At 60.4% G+C, this 14,908-nt stretch carries 17 protein-coding genes and 1 pseudogene; all 18 read left to right on the plus strand.

Annotation, left to right across the window (positions count from 1 at the left end):
- Window positions 1–96: pseudogene (locus CKW14_RS27530) on the plus strand (IS110 family transposase); the annotation flags it as partial.
- Window positions 97–187: 91 nt separating this feature from the next.
- The gene (locus CKW14_RS27535; protein ID WP_095126523.1) at window positions 188–769 is read left to right on the plus strand and encodes a phage tail assembly protein; all 582 of its coding nucleotides are present in this window, start codon (window positions 188–190) and stop codon (window positions 767–769) included.
- A 129-nt stretch (window positions 770–898) separates the two neighbouring features.
- Window positions 899–3,112, plus strand: coding sequence for a phage tail tape measure protein (locus tag CKW14_RS27540; RefSeq protein WP_095126524.1), 2,214 nt, complete (start codon window positions 899–901; stop codon window positions 3,110–3,112).
- Window positions 3,112–3,495 (plus strand): phage tail protein, encoded by a 384-nt coding sequence (locus tag CKW14_RS27545; protein WP_095050425.1) that lies wholly within the window; start codon window positions 3,112–3,114, stop codon window positions 3,493–3,495. Before CKW14_RS27540 ends, CKW14_RS27545 begins: the two co-directional genes overlap by 1 nt.
- Window positions 3,488–3,700: a tail protein X gene (locus CKW14_RS27550; protein WP_095050426.1), complete on the plus strand. Its 213-nt coding sequence runs from the start codon at window positions 3,488–3,490 to the stop codon at window positions 3,698–3,700. Before CKW14_RS27545 ends, CKW14_RS27550 begins: the two co-directional genes overlap by 8 nt.
- A gap of 9 nt (window positions 3,701–3,709) precedes the next feature.
- A complete protein-coding gene (locus CKW14_RS27555) occupies window positions 3,710–4,738 on the plus strand; it encodes a phage tail protein (RefSeq protein ID WP_095050427.1) in 1,029 nt (342 codons plus the stop codon).
- Window positions 4,739–4,879: 141 nt separating this feature from the next.
- Entirely contained in the window at window positions 4,880–5,464 is a 585-nt protein-coding gene (locus CKW14_RS27560; RefSeq protein ID WP_095126525.1) for a hypothetical protein, read from the plus strand.
- The gene (locus tag CKW14_RS27565; protein ID WP_034154909.1) at window positions 5,461–5,640 is read left to right on the plus strand and encodes a DUF2635 domain-containing protein; all 180 of its coding nucleotides are present in this window, start codon (window positions 5,461–5,463) and stop codon (window positions 5,638–5,640) included. Before CKW14_RS27560 ends, CKW14_RS27565 begins: the two co-directional genes overlap by 4 nt.
- The gene (locus CKW14_RS27570; protein WP_095126526.1) at window positions 5,640–7,136 is read left to right on the plus strand and encodes a phage tail sheath subtilisin-like domain-containing protein; all 1,497 of its coding nucleotides are present in this window, start codon (window positions 5,640–5,642) and stop codon (window positions 7,134–7,136) included. Before CKW14_RS27565 ends, CKW14_RS27570 begins: the two co-directional genes overlap by 1 nt.
- A gap of 67 nt (window positions 7,137–7,203) precedes the next feature.
- Window positions 7,204–7,551, plus strand: coding sequence for a phage tail tube protein (locus tag CKW14_RS27575; RefSeq protein ID WP_007908779.1), 348 nt, complete (start codon window positions 7,204–7,206; stop codon window positions 7,549–7,551).
- Window positions 7,548–7,844 (plus strand): phage tail assembly protein, encoded by a 297-nt coding sequence (locus tag CKW14_RS27580; protein ID WP_095050430.1) that lies wholly within the window; start codon window positions 7,548–7,550, stop codon window positions 7,842–7,844. The genes CKW14_RS27575 and CKW14_RS27580 overlap by 4 nt, the downstream gene beginning before the upstream one ends.
- Before the next feature lie 130 nt (window positions 7,845–7,974).
- Window positions 7,975–9,747 (plus strand): phage tail protein, encoded by a 1,773-nt coding sequence (locus CKW14_RS27585; protein WP_095126527.1) that lies wholly within the window; start codon window positions 7,975–7,977, stop codon window positions 9,745–9,747.
- Window positions 9,734–10,972: a DNA circularization protein gene (locus CKW14_RS27590; protein ID WP_095126528.1), complete on the plus strand. Its 1,239-nt coding sequence runs from the start codon at window positions 9,734–9,736 to the stop codon at window positions 10,970–10,972. Before CKW14_RS27585 ends, CKW14_RS27590 begins: the two co-directional genes overlap by 14 nt.
- Before the next feature lie 2 nt (window positions 10,973–10,974).
- Window positions 10,975–12,024 (plus strand): phage baseplate assembly protein, encoded by a 1,050-nt coding sequence (locus tag CKW14_RS27595; protein WP_095126529.1) that lies wholly within the window; start codon window positions 10,975–10,977, stop codon window positions 12,022–12,024.
- Window positions 12,025–12,161: 137 nt separating this feature from the next.
- Entirely contained in the window at window positions 12,162–12,671 is a 510-nt protein-coding gene (locus CKW14_RS27600) for a phage baseplate assembly protein V (RefSeq protein WP_093436481.1), read from the plus strand.
- Entirely contained in the window at window positions 12,671–13,069 is a 399-nt protein-coding gene (locus CKW14_RS27605) for a phage GP46 family protein (RefSeq protein WP_093436478.1), read from the plus strand. The genes CKW14_RS27600 and CKW14_RS27605 overlap by 1 nt, the downstream gene beginning before the upstream one ends.
- Window positions 13,059–14,105, plus strand: coding sequence for a baseplate J/gp47 family protein (locus CKW14_RS27610; RefSeq protein WP_093436475.1), 1,047 nt, complete (start codon window positions 13,059–13,061; stop codon window positions 14,103–14,105). The genes CKW14_RS27605 and CKW14_RS27610 overlap by 11 nt, the downstream gene beginning before the upstream one ends.
- Complete coding sequence (locus tag CKW14_RS27615) at window positions 14,093–14,692, plus strand: YmfQ family protein (RefSeq protein WP_016985041.1); 600 nt, start codon at window positions 14,093–14,095, stop codon at window positions 14,690–14,692. The genes CKW14_RS27610 and CKW14_RS27615 overlap by 13 nt, the downstream gene beginning before the upstream one ends.
- The last annotated feature ends 216 nt before the right edge of the window (window positions 14,693–14,908 follow it).

Consider the following 14,908-nt stretch of genomic DNA (forward strand, 5'->3'; position numbering starts at 1 on the left):
ACCACGCAGGCGTTGGTGATGCTGGCTCGCAAACTTGCTCGGGTGGTATTCGCCTTGCTGAAAGGGCAAAGCGAATACCAGACAAAAGTCAGTTGAGGGCTTCCCCTCAACCATAGAATCTCCCACAGTGGGCCAGTGTGACTGGCAGAAATTGAGTAACCCCCAAGAATCACCAAGGAATTCATACATGTCGTGGATGCCACCCCAGCATGAGCTGCTGTCGCCAATCACCGGTGATGACGGTTCGCAGATCAACCAGATCCAGCTCAAACCGCTGTTCTACGCCGCACAGAAAGAAGCGCTGGAACGCGCCGGCGATGACGAAGACGATCAGTTCTTCGAACTGGCCCTGCTCGCCACCGGCCTGTCGGTCAAGGAACTCGACCAGCTCAAGCGCCCGGACTACGTGAGCATCGCCCAGTACGTGCACGAGATGTCGACACGCCCTGCGTCATACTTTCTGGAGCAGGTCGAAGAGGCGGAAAAATCCGCCGATCCCGACCAGGTGCAATTGCTGCAACCGCTCGCCGTGACCGGCCGCACCGTGACCTCGCTGTCGCTGGAAATGCCTGCACTTCGCGCCACCAAAGTGATGAAGAAACTGAAAACGGCCAAGGAACGCGCCGAGTTCATCACCGCCCATTGCACCGGCCTGATGATCCCCGATCTGGCCCTGATGACCGTCCCGGACTGGACGCAATTGCAGGTGCGCATCGACGATTTTTTAAACCAGCCGGCGGCCTACTTTCGGAACGCGACATCGAAGTAATCCTCGATATCGTCCCGCTCATTTACCCGGTAAGTGAAGCGGAAATTCTCGAATGGGACGCCGAAAAGGCGTTGCGCCGCTACGACATAGCGATCACTCGCCTTGGCGTGAAACAGGAGTAGAGCGGCAATGGCAGAGAACAGATATGCGCTCACATACGCCGGTGAGAGCGGCAATACAACGGGCGGATTGTCGCTGCCCGACAACCTCGGTAAACCGCTGCAGGATTTGAACGTCACATTGGCGTTGGCAAGCGTGGATATTCGTTTGCTGACTCAGGAGCAGGTCAAGCTGCGCGAGCTACTGGTCAGCCAGCAGTCGTTGTTCAAGGCTGGCGCCGCCGCCCCCGCCACGAGCGAACCAAAGTCAAAACTCAACGCCGAGATCGAGCAGCGTCCGCCGCCGAAAATCACTCAGTCGGCAATGGCCAACGAAACGGTGCTGGTTGAATTGAATCAGGTGCTTCACCTGAGTAACGAATCGCTTCAGGCGCTCTCGGAAACGAACCTGGAAATCGCCAGTGATAAACGGGTTGCCCCTAGTGGGTCTACTGGCGCGGATTTGCTGCAAGTGCAACTCGCAGCGCTGCGGTCCGGCATCAGTGATGGTCTGAAGGGCGAGCAGAAAAAGGAGGCATTACAGGACTTCTCTCGTGATGCCGCCATCAATGCCTCGGCCTTCAAGATCGATGTCAAGGCTGCTGGCGAGATGTTGGCGGGCTGGCGCACCGCTCTGAAGCTTGATCGGGTGCAGAGCCAGGATCTGGCAGACGCGACCAGCTACCTTGGCAACAGTGGCCTGAACGTCAAAACCGCTGACATCGGTTCCGTCGTTCAAAGTGCCGGGGAGGGCGCCAAAGCTGCAGGGATGACGCCCGAGCAAGTGGCTGCACTTGCGGCAGCATTTCTGAACAGTGGCGCTAATAAGACAGATGCCGCAGCGGCGCTGAAGAGTTTCACGACGGTTCTGGGTAAAGGTCAGTCCGCCTCATCGGCGCAGCGCTCGGCCTGGGCCGAAATGGGGCTGAACCCCGAGTCGCTGGCACGTGGGATGAGTGAAGATGCCCCCCAAACGATTAAGTTGGTTCTGGAAGAACTCAGGAAACAACCTGAAGAGAAACAGGCTTCACTGACAAAAACGCTGTTTGGCAACGATGATGCAATCCTTGAGTTGTTGAAGAAGCCTGAGGATGCTCAAACTGCGTTCAAACTGGTTTCTGACAAATCCCTGTATGCAACATCCAAACGCGGTGAGGATGCAGGTTCGGCGGCGCAAACCGCTGAGGCTTATGGCAATACATCGCAGGGACGCTGGAATGCGCTGGATGCGAGTCTGAACAGGCTTTCCACGGCGGTCGGCAATTCATTGGCCCCGATGACAGACGGCTTTGCAGTGGCGCTGACTGCTGTGGTCAATGAACTGAGCGCGGCGGCCGAATCCTTCCCGTTCGTCACCGCTGCACTGACTTTGCTTGGGGTAGCTGCCACGCCGTTCGTAGCGGGCGCGCTGAAGACCGGTGTGTCCTCAGTGCTCGACGCGGTTTCGACAAGACTTTTGCGCTTGGCGGCTGCGCGTTTACCGTCTGAAATCGGCGAAATGATCGTCGGTGAGGATGACGACAATGGCGGTCGCAAAAAGAAACGATCAGCACGCAGGCCGGGTCAAGGCAAACGGGCCAAGACCCCGGCGAAAAGTGCTCCGCCGCGCACTCCAACTGCTCGCCAAAGCCTGGGCAATCGCTTACGCGGTGCAGCGCTCAAGGTTATGCCTGCCATCAAAAGCACGGCTGCCAAGGTCTTGCCCGCAGTGCGGAGCGCAGGCGCCAAGGTTATGCCTATGCTGTCTCGAGCTGCGCCTATTGTAGGTAAAGTCGCTGCACCATTGATGATTGCACACGCCGCTTACAAAGGCCTGAAAGGCTGGCGTGAGGGCGATGACAAAGCCGTGGGAGCGGCAACAGGTGAGTTAGCGGGTACAGCCATTGGCGCGGCCGTCGGCTCGCTTTTTCTTCCCGTTGTCGGTACAGCCATCGGGGGAGTCCTGGGTGGATTAGCGGGATCATACCTGGGGGAAAAACTCGCCAGCCCGCCCGCCGACAAACTCTCTGCGCCGGGAGATGTCGCGAAAAATCTGGTCAACGCTCCCTCCCAAAGCCAAAACCAGCAAGTCACCTTCTCGCCCTTGATCCAGGTCACCTGTCCGGCTCCGGACACGGCTGAACAAATCCGCACAATCATCGGGCAGCAACTGAGTGGGCAATTCCACGGCCAGTTCCTGCCGCTGTTGACCAACAACCCTCTCGCCACCCGCCGTGACGCAGCTCTGACCGATGGAGTCGCCTGATGAAACAACAAATGGCATTGGGCAGTTTCATCTTTGGCCTCTCGCGCCAGTTTGCGTACCACTCGTTGTTGCGCAAGTCCGATGGCGGCTGGACAGAAATACAGATTCTCACTAGCAAACCCAAATCCAGTCAGACCGGGCAGAAGCCGGAAACCCTGACCATCACCGGCAAGTCGATGTACGCCGTGGCCATGGATCGGCTGGATGAATTGCGCGCCTTACAGGCACTGCGCATACCGCTGCCATTGATTGACGGCATCGGTCGCAATTGGGGCTTGTGGCGGATCAACAGCGTTCAGGAAACCCAGACCCAGATCATCGATGACGGTACGGCGATGGTGGTCGATTGGGTCATCGAATTGGCGGAGTTCAACAATGCGTAAGGTACGAAGCGTGGCCGGTGATTCGGTGAATCTGCTGCTCTACCGCGAAACGGGGCGCAGCGATGATGTGGCTGAAGAAGCGCTGTGGAAACTTAATCCGACGCTGGCCGAGCATGGTCCGATCCTGCCTGCGGGCATCTGGATCGCACTGCCTGAACTCGACAGCAAACCCGCCGCAATCAAACCGCTCACAGCCTGGGATTAAGGAGGTCGCATGACACTGGGTTTTACCCCGGCGGTAGAAATCTACGGCGCCCATGCGGCCCTGCTCAATCAGCGTCTGATCAGTTGGGAACATATCGATGCCGCGGGCATCGAGTCGGACCAACTGACGTTGACGGTGGACCTTGAAGGTCTCGACGGTTTGCCGAGTCTCGGTGGCCGAATCGGCCTGAAAGTCGGTTACCTGGAATCGGGCATGGTCGACAAAGGCCAATTCAAAGTCACTCGCCTGACGCCGACGCTGTTCCCGTTCCGCCTGACATTGGTAGCCACTGCGGCGCCATTCAGCAAGGATGATGAAACCGGCTTCAAGCAGCGACGTACCGCCAGTCACGGGCCAACGACGCTGGGTGGATTGTTTCGCGAGCTGGTATTGCGACACGGCTTTTCACCGCGGGTCGCTCCCGATGTGTCGTTGATCCGTATCGAGCACATTGATCAGACCAACGAAACCGACATGGGCTTTCTGACTCGATTGGCGATGAAGTACAACGTGGTCGCCAAACCGTACGATCAGATTTACGTGCTGGCGCGGTCCGGCCAGACCAAATCGTTGTCGGGGCAGACGCTGGCGGATGTGACCTTGTCGGTGACCCGCAACAACCGCCCCGGCGATCATGCCTTTATCAGCGCCACTCTGGAAGAATCCGCCCGCGAGCAGGCCAAAGGCTGCAAGACCTGTTTTGTCGATGCGGCGACAGGCGTGTTGCGCTGGGTCGAAACCGGGCTTGCGCCGTTCAAGACCATCCGCCAGAAGCAACCCAACGAAGCGGATGCCATCGCCGTCGGCGAGGGTGAAGTGCGCAAGATGCTCCGGCAAAAGTTCAAGGTGAAGATCACCTGCCCGGGCGATCCACGGTTGGCGGCCGAAGGCCTGGTGCTGCTCGATGACACCTGGCCGGACTTCATGCGCGGACGCTGGTCGATCGACAGGGTCACCGCCAGTGGCAATCGAGAGAACAGCTATCGCTGCCTGATCGATGCGTCGTGCCTCGACCCCAAAGCCGAGTCCAAAGACTGACCCACGAGCCACCCTGTAGGAGTGAGCCTGCTCGCGATAGCGGTGCCACATTCAAAACCAACGCGCCTGACACACCGCTATCGCGAGCAGGCTCACTCCTACAGGGGCCTGCGGTAACTCCCACTATTTTGGAACACCCCCATGAAGATCACCCCGATCCTCACGCAATTGCGTGGGCAATGCCCTGGCTTTGCCAATCACATTTCGGTGGGTGTCGATCTGGCGCTGCTACAAGGCAACCCGGATCTGCCGACACCTTCGGCCCACATGCTGCCACTGGCCGACTTGGCGAGTGAAAGCACCACCCAAAACCTCACCACTCAACCGATCCGCGACCGCTTCGAAATCGTCCTGGTGCTTGACGCCACCGACGCTACAAAAGCGCTGGATCTGTTGCACGACCTGCGCGCCGAGTTGTGGCGCGCGCTGGTCGGTTTCAAACCAGATTCGACCTACAGCGCCATCGTTTACGACGGCGGCGAGATGGTCTCGATCAACAGCAGCCGCGCCTTTTACCGGCTGCGCTTTTTTGCCGAGTTCCAGCTTGGCCGCAATCTGCCGAGTCAGCCTGCGGAGAGTTGGCACGAACGCGAACTGGACGGTTTGTCGTCCTTTACCGGGGTCACCGTGCGGGTCGATGCGATCGACCCCGCCGACCCCAACCTGAAACGCCCGGGCCCCGATGGGCGCGTGGAAATGACTTTCTCTGGAGACGTAACCCCATGAGCAATCGCATCACCGTACTGCCGGCCGCTGGCCGTGTCGTACCGGACCCGGAGGCCGGCGATCTGCTGCCGCTCGAAGGCCGTGAAGTGCTGGACAGCGCCTGGTGGCGCCGACGTCTGGCCGACGGCGATATCACCCTCAAAACCGCACCAGCCAAACAAAAGGGAGCCAAATAATGGCGATCGGATTCAGCAACATCCCCGCGGACATTCGTGTACCGCTGTTCTATGCCGAAATGGACAACTCGGCCGCCAATAGCGCGAGTTCGACCCTGCGTCGTCTGATCGTCGCTCAGGTCAACGACAACATCGCGCCGACGGAAGTCGGCAAACTGGTGCTGGTGTCCAGCGTTGCGCTGGCCAAGAGCATCGGCGGCCAAGGCTCGATGCTCGCCTCGATGTACGAGACCTTCCGCAAGGCCGACCCGATCGGTGAGATCTGGTGCCTGCCGCTGCACAACACCGAAGGCGCGATCGCCAAAGGCGTGCTGACCCTGACCGGCACCGCCACTCAGGCCGGCGTGCTCAATCTGTATGTCGGCGGCGTGCGTGTGCAAGCCACCGTGGTCAACGGTGCCACCGCTGCCCAAGCGGCCACCGCCCTGGCGCAGAAAATCAACGCCACCGCCGACCTGCCGGTCAGCGCTGCCGCTGCCGAAGGTGTGGTCACCCTGAATGCCAAATGGACTGGCGACAGCGGTAACGACATCAGCCTGCAATTCAATCGCCTGGGCAAGAGCAACGGCGAAGACACCCCGGCCGGCCTGACCACTGCAGTCACCGCCATGACCGGCGGCGCCGGTGTGCCGGATCAGGTTGAAGCCATCGCGGCCCTGGGTGATGAACCGTTCGAGTTCATCGCACTGCCATGGTCCGATCTGTCGACCCTCAACACCTGGCAAGCGGTCATGGATGACAGCACCGGTCGCTGGTCGTGGGCCAAGCAACTGTTCGGTCACGTCTACAGCGCCAAACGCGGCACTGTCGGCACTCTGGTTGCTGCCGGCCAGGCACGCAATGACCAGCACATGACCATTCAGGCGCTGGAGCCGGGCGTTCCGCAACCGTTCTGGGTACAAGCCGCCGCACTGGCTGCACGCACCGCCGTATTCATCTCTGCCGACGCCAGCCGTCCGACCCAGAGCGGCAGCCTGCCGGGCGTTGACCCGGCACCGGCGAGTGAGCGCTTCACCCTGACCGAGCGTCAGTCGCTGCTCAACTACGGCATCGCCACCGCGTACTACGAAGGCGGCTACGTGCGCATCCAGCGCTCGATTACCACTTACCAGAAAAACGCTTACGGTCAGGCCGACAACTCCTACCTGGACAGCGAAACCATGCACCAGTCGGCGTTCATCGTGCGCCGTCTGCAAAGCGTGATCACCAGCAAGTACGGCCGGCACAAACTGGCCTCCGACGGCACCCGCTTCGGCGCCGGCCAGCCGATCGTCACCCCGGCGACCATTCGCGGTGAACTGATCGCGCAGTACGCCAAGCTCGAACTGGAAGGTCACGTCGAGAACGCCGAGCTGTTCGCCGAGCATCTGATCGTCGAGCGCGACGTGCAGGACCCGAGCCGCGTGAACGTGCTGTTCCCGCCGGATTACATCAACGGTCTGCGCGTGTTCGCACTGCTCAACCAGTTCCGTCTGCAGTACGACGACGCGGCTTGATCGCCGCGTTTGACCACCAGCATTCAGCCCACCGCGTGTGGGCTTTTTTATTCAAGGGAGTAACACCATGGGTCAACTGATTGCAGGCACCTGCTACGTCAAAGTCGACGGCGCACAACTGACCATCAATGGCGGCTGCGAAGCCCCGCTGATGGCGGTCAAACGCGAAACCGTCGTACCCGGCTTCTACAAGGAAACCGACATTGCGCCGTCGTTCAAAGTGACCGCGCTGCACACCGCCGACTTCCCGCTGAAGAAGCTGATTGAAGGCACCGACATCACCGTCACCTGCGAATTCAGCAACGGCAAAGTCTACGTACTGGCCGGCGCCTATCTGGTCGAGGAGCCAGTCTCCAAAGGTGATGACGCCACCATCGAACTGAAATTCGAAGGCATCAAGGGGACCTGGCAATGAGCGGCGCCGTGAAGCTTCAGGTTGCGATCGAAGCTCACGGCGAGCCCCTGACCGAACTCCTTCTGCGCCGTCCGACGGTGCAGGAGGTGCGAGCGATCAAGGCGCTGCCGTACAAGATCGACAAGAGCGAAGAAGTCAGCCTCGACATGGACGTGGCGGCCAAATACATCGCTGTGTGCGCCGGTATTCCACCGTCGTCGGTCAACCAGTTGGATCTGGCTGACCTCAATGCGCTGAGCTGGGCCGTTGCGAGTTTTTTCATGAGTGCGGCGTCGGCGCCATCACCGACCTGATCGCCGTCGCCTATGACCTGGCCTGGTTCTGGAAGGTTGACCCCGAACAGATGATGGCCAGGCCACTGGATGTGCTCCGCGAATCGCTGGAGCACGCGCAACGGATCAATGCGATGCAGCAGGTGCAGTGATGGCAGACGAAGAAAACAAAGTGAAAACGCCGGTGCTGATTACGGGCATCGATGAACTGTCGCCCAAACTTGGCGCCCTGCGAGTCAAGGTCGAGAGCTTCAAGAACAACCTCGAACAGACCGGCCTCGGTAAGCTGGACATCAGTGGCCTGTTCAAGGGCGGCAGCGTGATCACGCCGTTCGTGGACGGGATCAAATCGGCGGCGGCGTTTCAGGGCAAATTGACCGAAGTCAGCGACACGGCAAAAACCGTCGACCTGCCCGCTACGCCGAAAGTCGCTGCGCAAAACATGAACGTGTTCAGTGCATCGATGGAAAAGGTTTCCGCAGCCGTCGATGCCGCACTGGTGCCGGCGGTGGGCGCATTGGTGGTCGGGCTGGAACCGATGCTGACCCAGGTCGGCAGCCTGCTCGCCGACAACCCGAAACTGGTCGAAGGCCTGGCGGCGGGGGCGATTGCCTTCTCTGCCATGCAAACCGCCGTTACCGGCATGACCCAGGTGATGGACGTCATGAGCATGGTGCTCAAGACCAATCCGATCATGTTGATCGCCATGGGTATCGCAGTGGCAGCCGGTTTGATTTATGCCAACTGGACGCCGATCAGCCTTTTCTTCAAAGGCATGTGGGAGGGCGTGAAAAACATCGGTTTGAGTGCGATGGCGACGTTGCGCTCGATCCTCGATTGGCGACCGCTGGATGCGCTGGCGGCGCTGTGGTCACCGATCGAGGGATTTTTCTCCGGGATCTGGGACAAGGTCAAAGCGGTCACCGCGCCAGTGATCGACTTTTTCAAATCGGTGTTCTCGTGGACGCCCGCCGGCATGATCCTGGAAAACTGGGCGCCGCTGACCGGTCTGTTTTCGGCAATCTGGGACTTGCTCAAGGCCTTGAGTGTGCCGGTGATGACGTTCCTCAAAGGTCTGTTCGACTGGACACCGTTGGGGATGATCATCAACAACTGGGGATCGATCACCGGGTTCTTCGCCTCGATCTGGGCGGCGCTGCAACCTGCGGCGCAAGCGATCAAGGACTTCTTCGGCACGTTGTTCGACTATTCCCCACTGGGGATGATCGTCAACAACTGGGGCAGCATCGTCACGTTCTTCGAACCGATCTGGGCCGCATTGCAAACCTCGGCGCAGCAGATCAAAAGCTTCTTCCAGAGCCTGTTCGAATGGTCGCCGCTGGAACAGATCGCGATGTACTGGCAACCGATCAGCGAAGTCTTTTCGGCGCTGTGGGGCGTGGTGCAGGCGTTGGCCGCACCGGTACTCGAGTTTTTGCACAACATGTTCGAATGGACGCCGTTGGGGCAGATCATCAAGAACTGGGGGCCGATCACCGAGTGGTTCGGCGAGTTGTGGCAAAAACTGCAAACCGTGATTGCGCCGATCAAAGAGCTGTTCGACGGCGGCTTTGCCGGACTGATCGCCAAGGTCACCGGCAAGGTTGAAACGTTCACCGAAGCGCAACGCCAGACCAATGCCGAAGGCAAAGGCGAACTGGCACCCGCGTTCTTCGGAGCAACACCGCAAGCAGCCAACGGTGCACTGCAAAGTGGTTCGTTGCCACAGAGTTCTGGCGCACTGATTCAACAAAGCGCAATCAACAACCGCACGCAACTCGAAGGCGGCCTGACCGTGCGCTTCGAAAATGCGCCGGCAGGGCTGCGTACCGATCAACCGCAAACCAATCAACCAGGGCTGGCGCTGTCTTCGCGCATCGGCTATCGCTCGCTGTCGGCAGGAGGTTCCAATGAACTGGCGTGACCGTTTGTTGCCGGCATCTTTTCGTGGTGTCGGCTTCTGGATCGATCAGGCGAAAACCCCGGTCGGTCGCAAAGGTCAGTTGCATGAATACCCGCAACGCGACCTGCCGTATTTCGAGGATCTGGGCCAGCAGGCCAAGACTCACGAAATCACGGCATTCATCATCGGCGCCGACTGCCTGGAGCAGCGCGACAAGCTGCTCAAGGCATTGGAGGCGGGCAATGGTGAGCTGGTGCACCCGTGGCTCGGGCGCCTGCAAGTCAAGGTCGGTGAGTGCGACATGACCCATACCCGCCAGGACGGCGGGCTGGTGACGTTCAGTCTGAAGTTCTACCCCGACCGGCCGTTGCCGTTTCCGACTGCCACCGTCAGTACGCAAAAAGTCCTGTTGGCCAAGGCTGACACTTTGCTGGGGTCAGCAGTGTCGCGTTTCGAAGAGGTCATTGTCCGGATTCAAGCGGCACGGATTGGCATTAACAATCTGCGAAACAGCCTGACCGGGGTGTTCGATGTGATTAAGGAACAGCTGAAACCACTGATCGCGCAATACAAGGAAATCACTGAACTGGTCAGAGCCGTCAAGGAGTTGCCCAAGGAAGTGGCGGCGGAGTTCAAGGGGTTGCTCGGCGATATCAAGGAGCTCAAGGCGTTCGCGAAGGAGGGCTACCGTGGCGTGATTGCCGACGTGTCCCAACAACTCGAAGCGATCCGCAAGGCTGATGCGCCGAAGATCACCACGGGCAAGGACACCAATGCGGCGGCGCAAGCCATGGCCGATCTGGTGCAGGACACTCTGATTGTCAAAGTGGCGCAATGGGTTGCCTCAATGCCGGTGGCGGCGAAACCGGTGAAGTTGCTGTCGACCCCTTCCTTGGATCAGCAGTCGAAGCAGCCGATTTCTCGACAGGAAGTGCCGGCTACCGACGATTTACAGGCGCTTCAAAAGGACTTGGTCGAGGCGCTCCAAATGGCCAAAAACAAAGCCGGTCCAGCGCACTATCAGGCTATCAGCGACGTGCAGGATGCTCTGGTGGCGCACCTCAAAGCCGTAGCGTCATCGGGGGTGCGTCTGGTCACCAAGTCGTTTCAGGAAAGTTTGCCGGCACTGGTAGTGGCTTACAAACAATTCAGTGATGCGACACGGGTGACCGAAGTGGTCCAGCGTAACGGAGCGACCAACCCGTTGTACCTGCCACCCAACGACGTGAAAGTCTCTCGGGAGTAGTCATGGACGTAATGGACAACCATGTCACGCTGACCGTCAACAACATGGAATACGGCGGCTGGAAAAACGTGGAAATCACCGCTGATCTGGAGCGCCAGTTCCGCACCTTCAAACTCGACATCACCTGGCAGTGGCCAGGGCAGACGGTGGATCAGCGGATCAAACCGGGTGACCCCTGCGAAGTGAAAATCGGCCAGGACCTGGTGCTCACCGGCTATGTGTTCAAGGCCCCGATTCGCTATGACGGACGCCAGATCAGCCTGAGCATCGAGGGCAGTTCCAAGACTCAGGATCTGGTCGATTGCGCTGCCAGGAACACGCCGAACCAGTGGCAGGAACAACCGCTGCTGAGCATTGTTCAGGCGCTGGCGATGGAGTACGGGCTGATGGTGGTCAATGAAATCCCCGAGACCGCGCGGCTGACCAAACACACGATTGTGCCGGGAGAAACGGTGTTTCAGTCGATCGACCGTTTGCTCTCGCTGCTGCGGGTGTTTTCCACCGATGACGAGCAGGGTCGGCTGGTGCTGGCCAAGCCGGGCAGCGGTGGGCGGGCCAGTGATGCGCTGGAGCTGGGCAAGAATATTTTGTCCGCCAGCGCGTCGATGGATCAGAGCCAGGTGTTTTCCGAATACCGGGTGATCGGCCAGCAGAAAGGTTCGGACAAGAAGAGCGGGGCGGCGGTCAGCGAGGTTGAATCCAGCGCGGCCGATCTGAGCTTCAAACGTCGACGCACCACGATCATCAACGAGGGCACCGCGCTGACGTTCGAACTAGCCCAGCAACGCGCCCAGTGGGAGTGCGCCACCCGTATGGGGCGGGCGCAGACCACCACTTATCAGGTGCAGGGCTGGCGCCAGTCCAACGGCGATCTGTGGCGCCACAACACGCTGGTCAAGGTCACGGATCCGGTGCTTGGATTTGATGGCGACATGCTGATTTCCAAAGTCACGTATTCGCTGTCGGCGCAAGGCTCGGTGACCACGCTGCAAGTGGCGCCGCCGCATACCTTCGATGCCAATCCAATGCCACCGAAAAAATCCCCGGCCTGACACCGAACCCTGTAGGAGTGAGCCTGCTCGCGATAGCGTCGGCAGCCTCAACATCACAGTGCCTGACCCACCGCCATCGCGAGCAGGCTCACTCCTACAGTTGATCGCGTCGTGGCCGCCTCTTTGAAGGACACCCCATGAGCCTACTGACACGCCTGCTGGCGCGCGGCACTGTCGTGCTCGCCAATTCGGCATCCAAGCTGCAATCGCTGCAAATGCGCCTCACCGCCGGCGAAGTGAACGACGACATGGAGCATTTCGAACCCTACGGCTTCACCAGTAACCCGCTGGCCGGCGCCGAAGGTGTCGTCACTTTTCTCGGTGGCGACCGCTCCCACGCCATCGCGCTGGTCATCGCCGACCGCCGCTATCGCCTGCAATCGCTGGCGTCGGGCGAAGTGGCGATCTACACCGACGAGGGCGACAAGATTCATTTCAAACGCGGGCGGATCATCGACATCGAAACCGCCACGCTGAACATCCGCGCCAGCAGCGCGGTGAACTTCGATACGCCGGTGATCAACCAGACCGGCAAGATCGTTTCCACCGGCGATCAGTTGGCCGGCGGCATCAGCCAGATCAAACACGTGCACGTCGGCGTACAGGCCGGCAGCGGCCAGACCGGCGCGCCGGCAGGAGGCAAGTGATGCTGATCAGCCCGAACCTCCACGCCGCGCTGACCCGCGCCGTACTCATCAGCCTGTTCACCTGGCGCCGCGCCGCCGATGACGACGCCCTCGACGACGAAGAACGTTTCGGCTGGTGGGGCGATACCTTTCCCACCGTTGCCGACGACCGCATCGGCTCGCGGCTATGGCTACTGAGGCGGGTGAAATTGACCCGACAAACGCAGATGGACGCCGAGTTCTACGCCCGCGAAGCCTTGCAGTGGCTGATCGACGACGGCCACTGCAGCGCCATCGACATCATCAGCGAACGCCTCGACGCCCAGCGCCTGAACCTGCGCACGGTCCTGACCCTGGCCGACGGCGAACGTCTGGACATCAACCCCGATAACAGTTGGCAGGTGATCTATGCCGTTTGAAACCCCTTCGCTGCCGGTGCTGATCAAGCGCACCCAAAGCGACCTGGCCGGCGATTCGCTGCGCCAGTCCGATGCGCAAGTGCTGGCCCGTACCCTCGGTGGTGCGGCTTATGGTCTGTACGGTTATCTCGACTGGATTGCCGAGCAGATCCTGCCCGACAAGGCTGATGAGTCGACCCTGGAGCGCATCGCCGCACTGCGTTTGAACCAGCCGCGCAAACCCGCGCAAGTCGCCACCGGCAGCGTCAGCTTTACCGCCACGGCCGGTGCCGTGCTGGATGTCGACACGCTGCTCCAAGCGAGCGATGGCCGCACCTACAAAGTCACCACCGCACGCACGACCGTCAATGGCAGCAACACCACCACGATCGCCGCGCTCGATGCCGGCAGTCTGGGCAATGCCGACGCCGGTCTGGCGCTGACACCGGTGCAGCCGATTGCCGGTGTGGTCGGCAACAGCTTTGTCGTGCTGGCACCGGGACTCAGCGGCGGCGTAGCGCGGGAAAGTCTGGAGTCGCTGCGTTCGCGGGTGATCCGTTCCTACCGCGTTATTCCCCATGGCGGCTCGGCCAGTGACTACGAGACCTGGGCACTGGAAGTGCCGGGCGTAACGCGCGCCTGGTGTCGTGGCGGCCTGCTCGGGCCGGGCACGGTGACGGTGTTCATCATGCGTGATGAAGACCCGCAACCGGTGCCCAACGATGAGCAATTGGCGGAGGTTCAGGACTACATCGAACCGCTGCGTCCGGTGACTGCGGAAGTGCACGTGCAGCGGCCGATTCAGGTGCCGGTGGTGTATCGCTTCAAGAGCGTCAATCCGGACACCACCGCCGTGCGTGCCGCCGTTGAAGCGCAATTGCGCGACCTGCACAACCGTGAGGCCGATCTGGGTGTGCCGTTGCTGATCAGCCATATCCGCGAAGCCATCAGCAGCGCCGGTGGTGAGTACGATCACACCCTGACCGCGCCGGCCGCTGACGTGCCTGCCGGGCAAAGCGAACTGCTCACCTTCGGAGGCTGCGTATGGGGGGCATAAGAACCGCCGCGCAATATCAGGCGCAACTGCGCGCCTTGCTGCCCAGTGGCCCGGCATGGGACCCGGAACGCGTGCCGGAACTCGAAGAAGTGCTGCAAGGCGTCGCCGTCGAACTGGCCCGCCTCGATGCCCGCGCCGCCGACCTGCTCAACGAAATGGACCCGGCCGGGGTCAGCGAACTGGTGCCGGACTGGGAGCGGGTGATGAACCTGCCCGACCCGTGCCTGGGCGCCACGCCACTGTTCGACGACCGCCGCCTCGCCGTCCGCCGTCGCTTGCTCGCGGTCGGCAGCCAGGCCGTCGGCTATTACCTCGAAATCGCCAAAAGCCAGGGTTACCCCAACGCCACCATCACCGAACTCGAAGCCCCGCGCATGGGCCGCTCGCGTTTCGGCTCGGCGCACTGGGGCACGTGGGAGGCGCAGTTCATGTGGACGCTCAACACCGGCGGCCGCTTGCTGCTCGGCCGGCGTTTCGGCGCGAGCTATTGGGGTGAGCGCTTCGGCGTCAACCCGGGTTCGGCGCTGGAATGCCTGATTCACCGCAGCGCACCGGCGCATACCAAGGTGCACATCAATTATGACTAGGGAGGGATGAGGGGATGGATTATCCGAAGAGTGTGCCCGGTTCTGGGCTGGTGAACGGATTGCGAGTGATGACGGAAGTGAGTGGAGATTGTTTTTTCCTTCAACGGAAGTTGAAAACGGTGTCAAAAGGAAAGTGGGTGTGCGCGGTATTTTCTTTTGGTTGTTCGTTTTCTTGAAGTTGTCGCTGTAGATCGATCTTTGATGGTGTAAGAATAG

Origin of the sequence: Pseudomonas sp. Irchel s3a12 (assembly GCF_900187485.1) — a bacterium.
In the GTDB taxonomy this organism is placed as follows: domain Bacteria; phylum Pseudomonadota; class Gammaproteobacteria; order Pseudomonadales; family Pseudomonadaceae; genus Aquipseudomonas; species Aquipseudomonas neuropathica.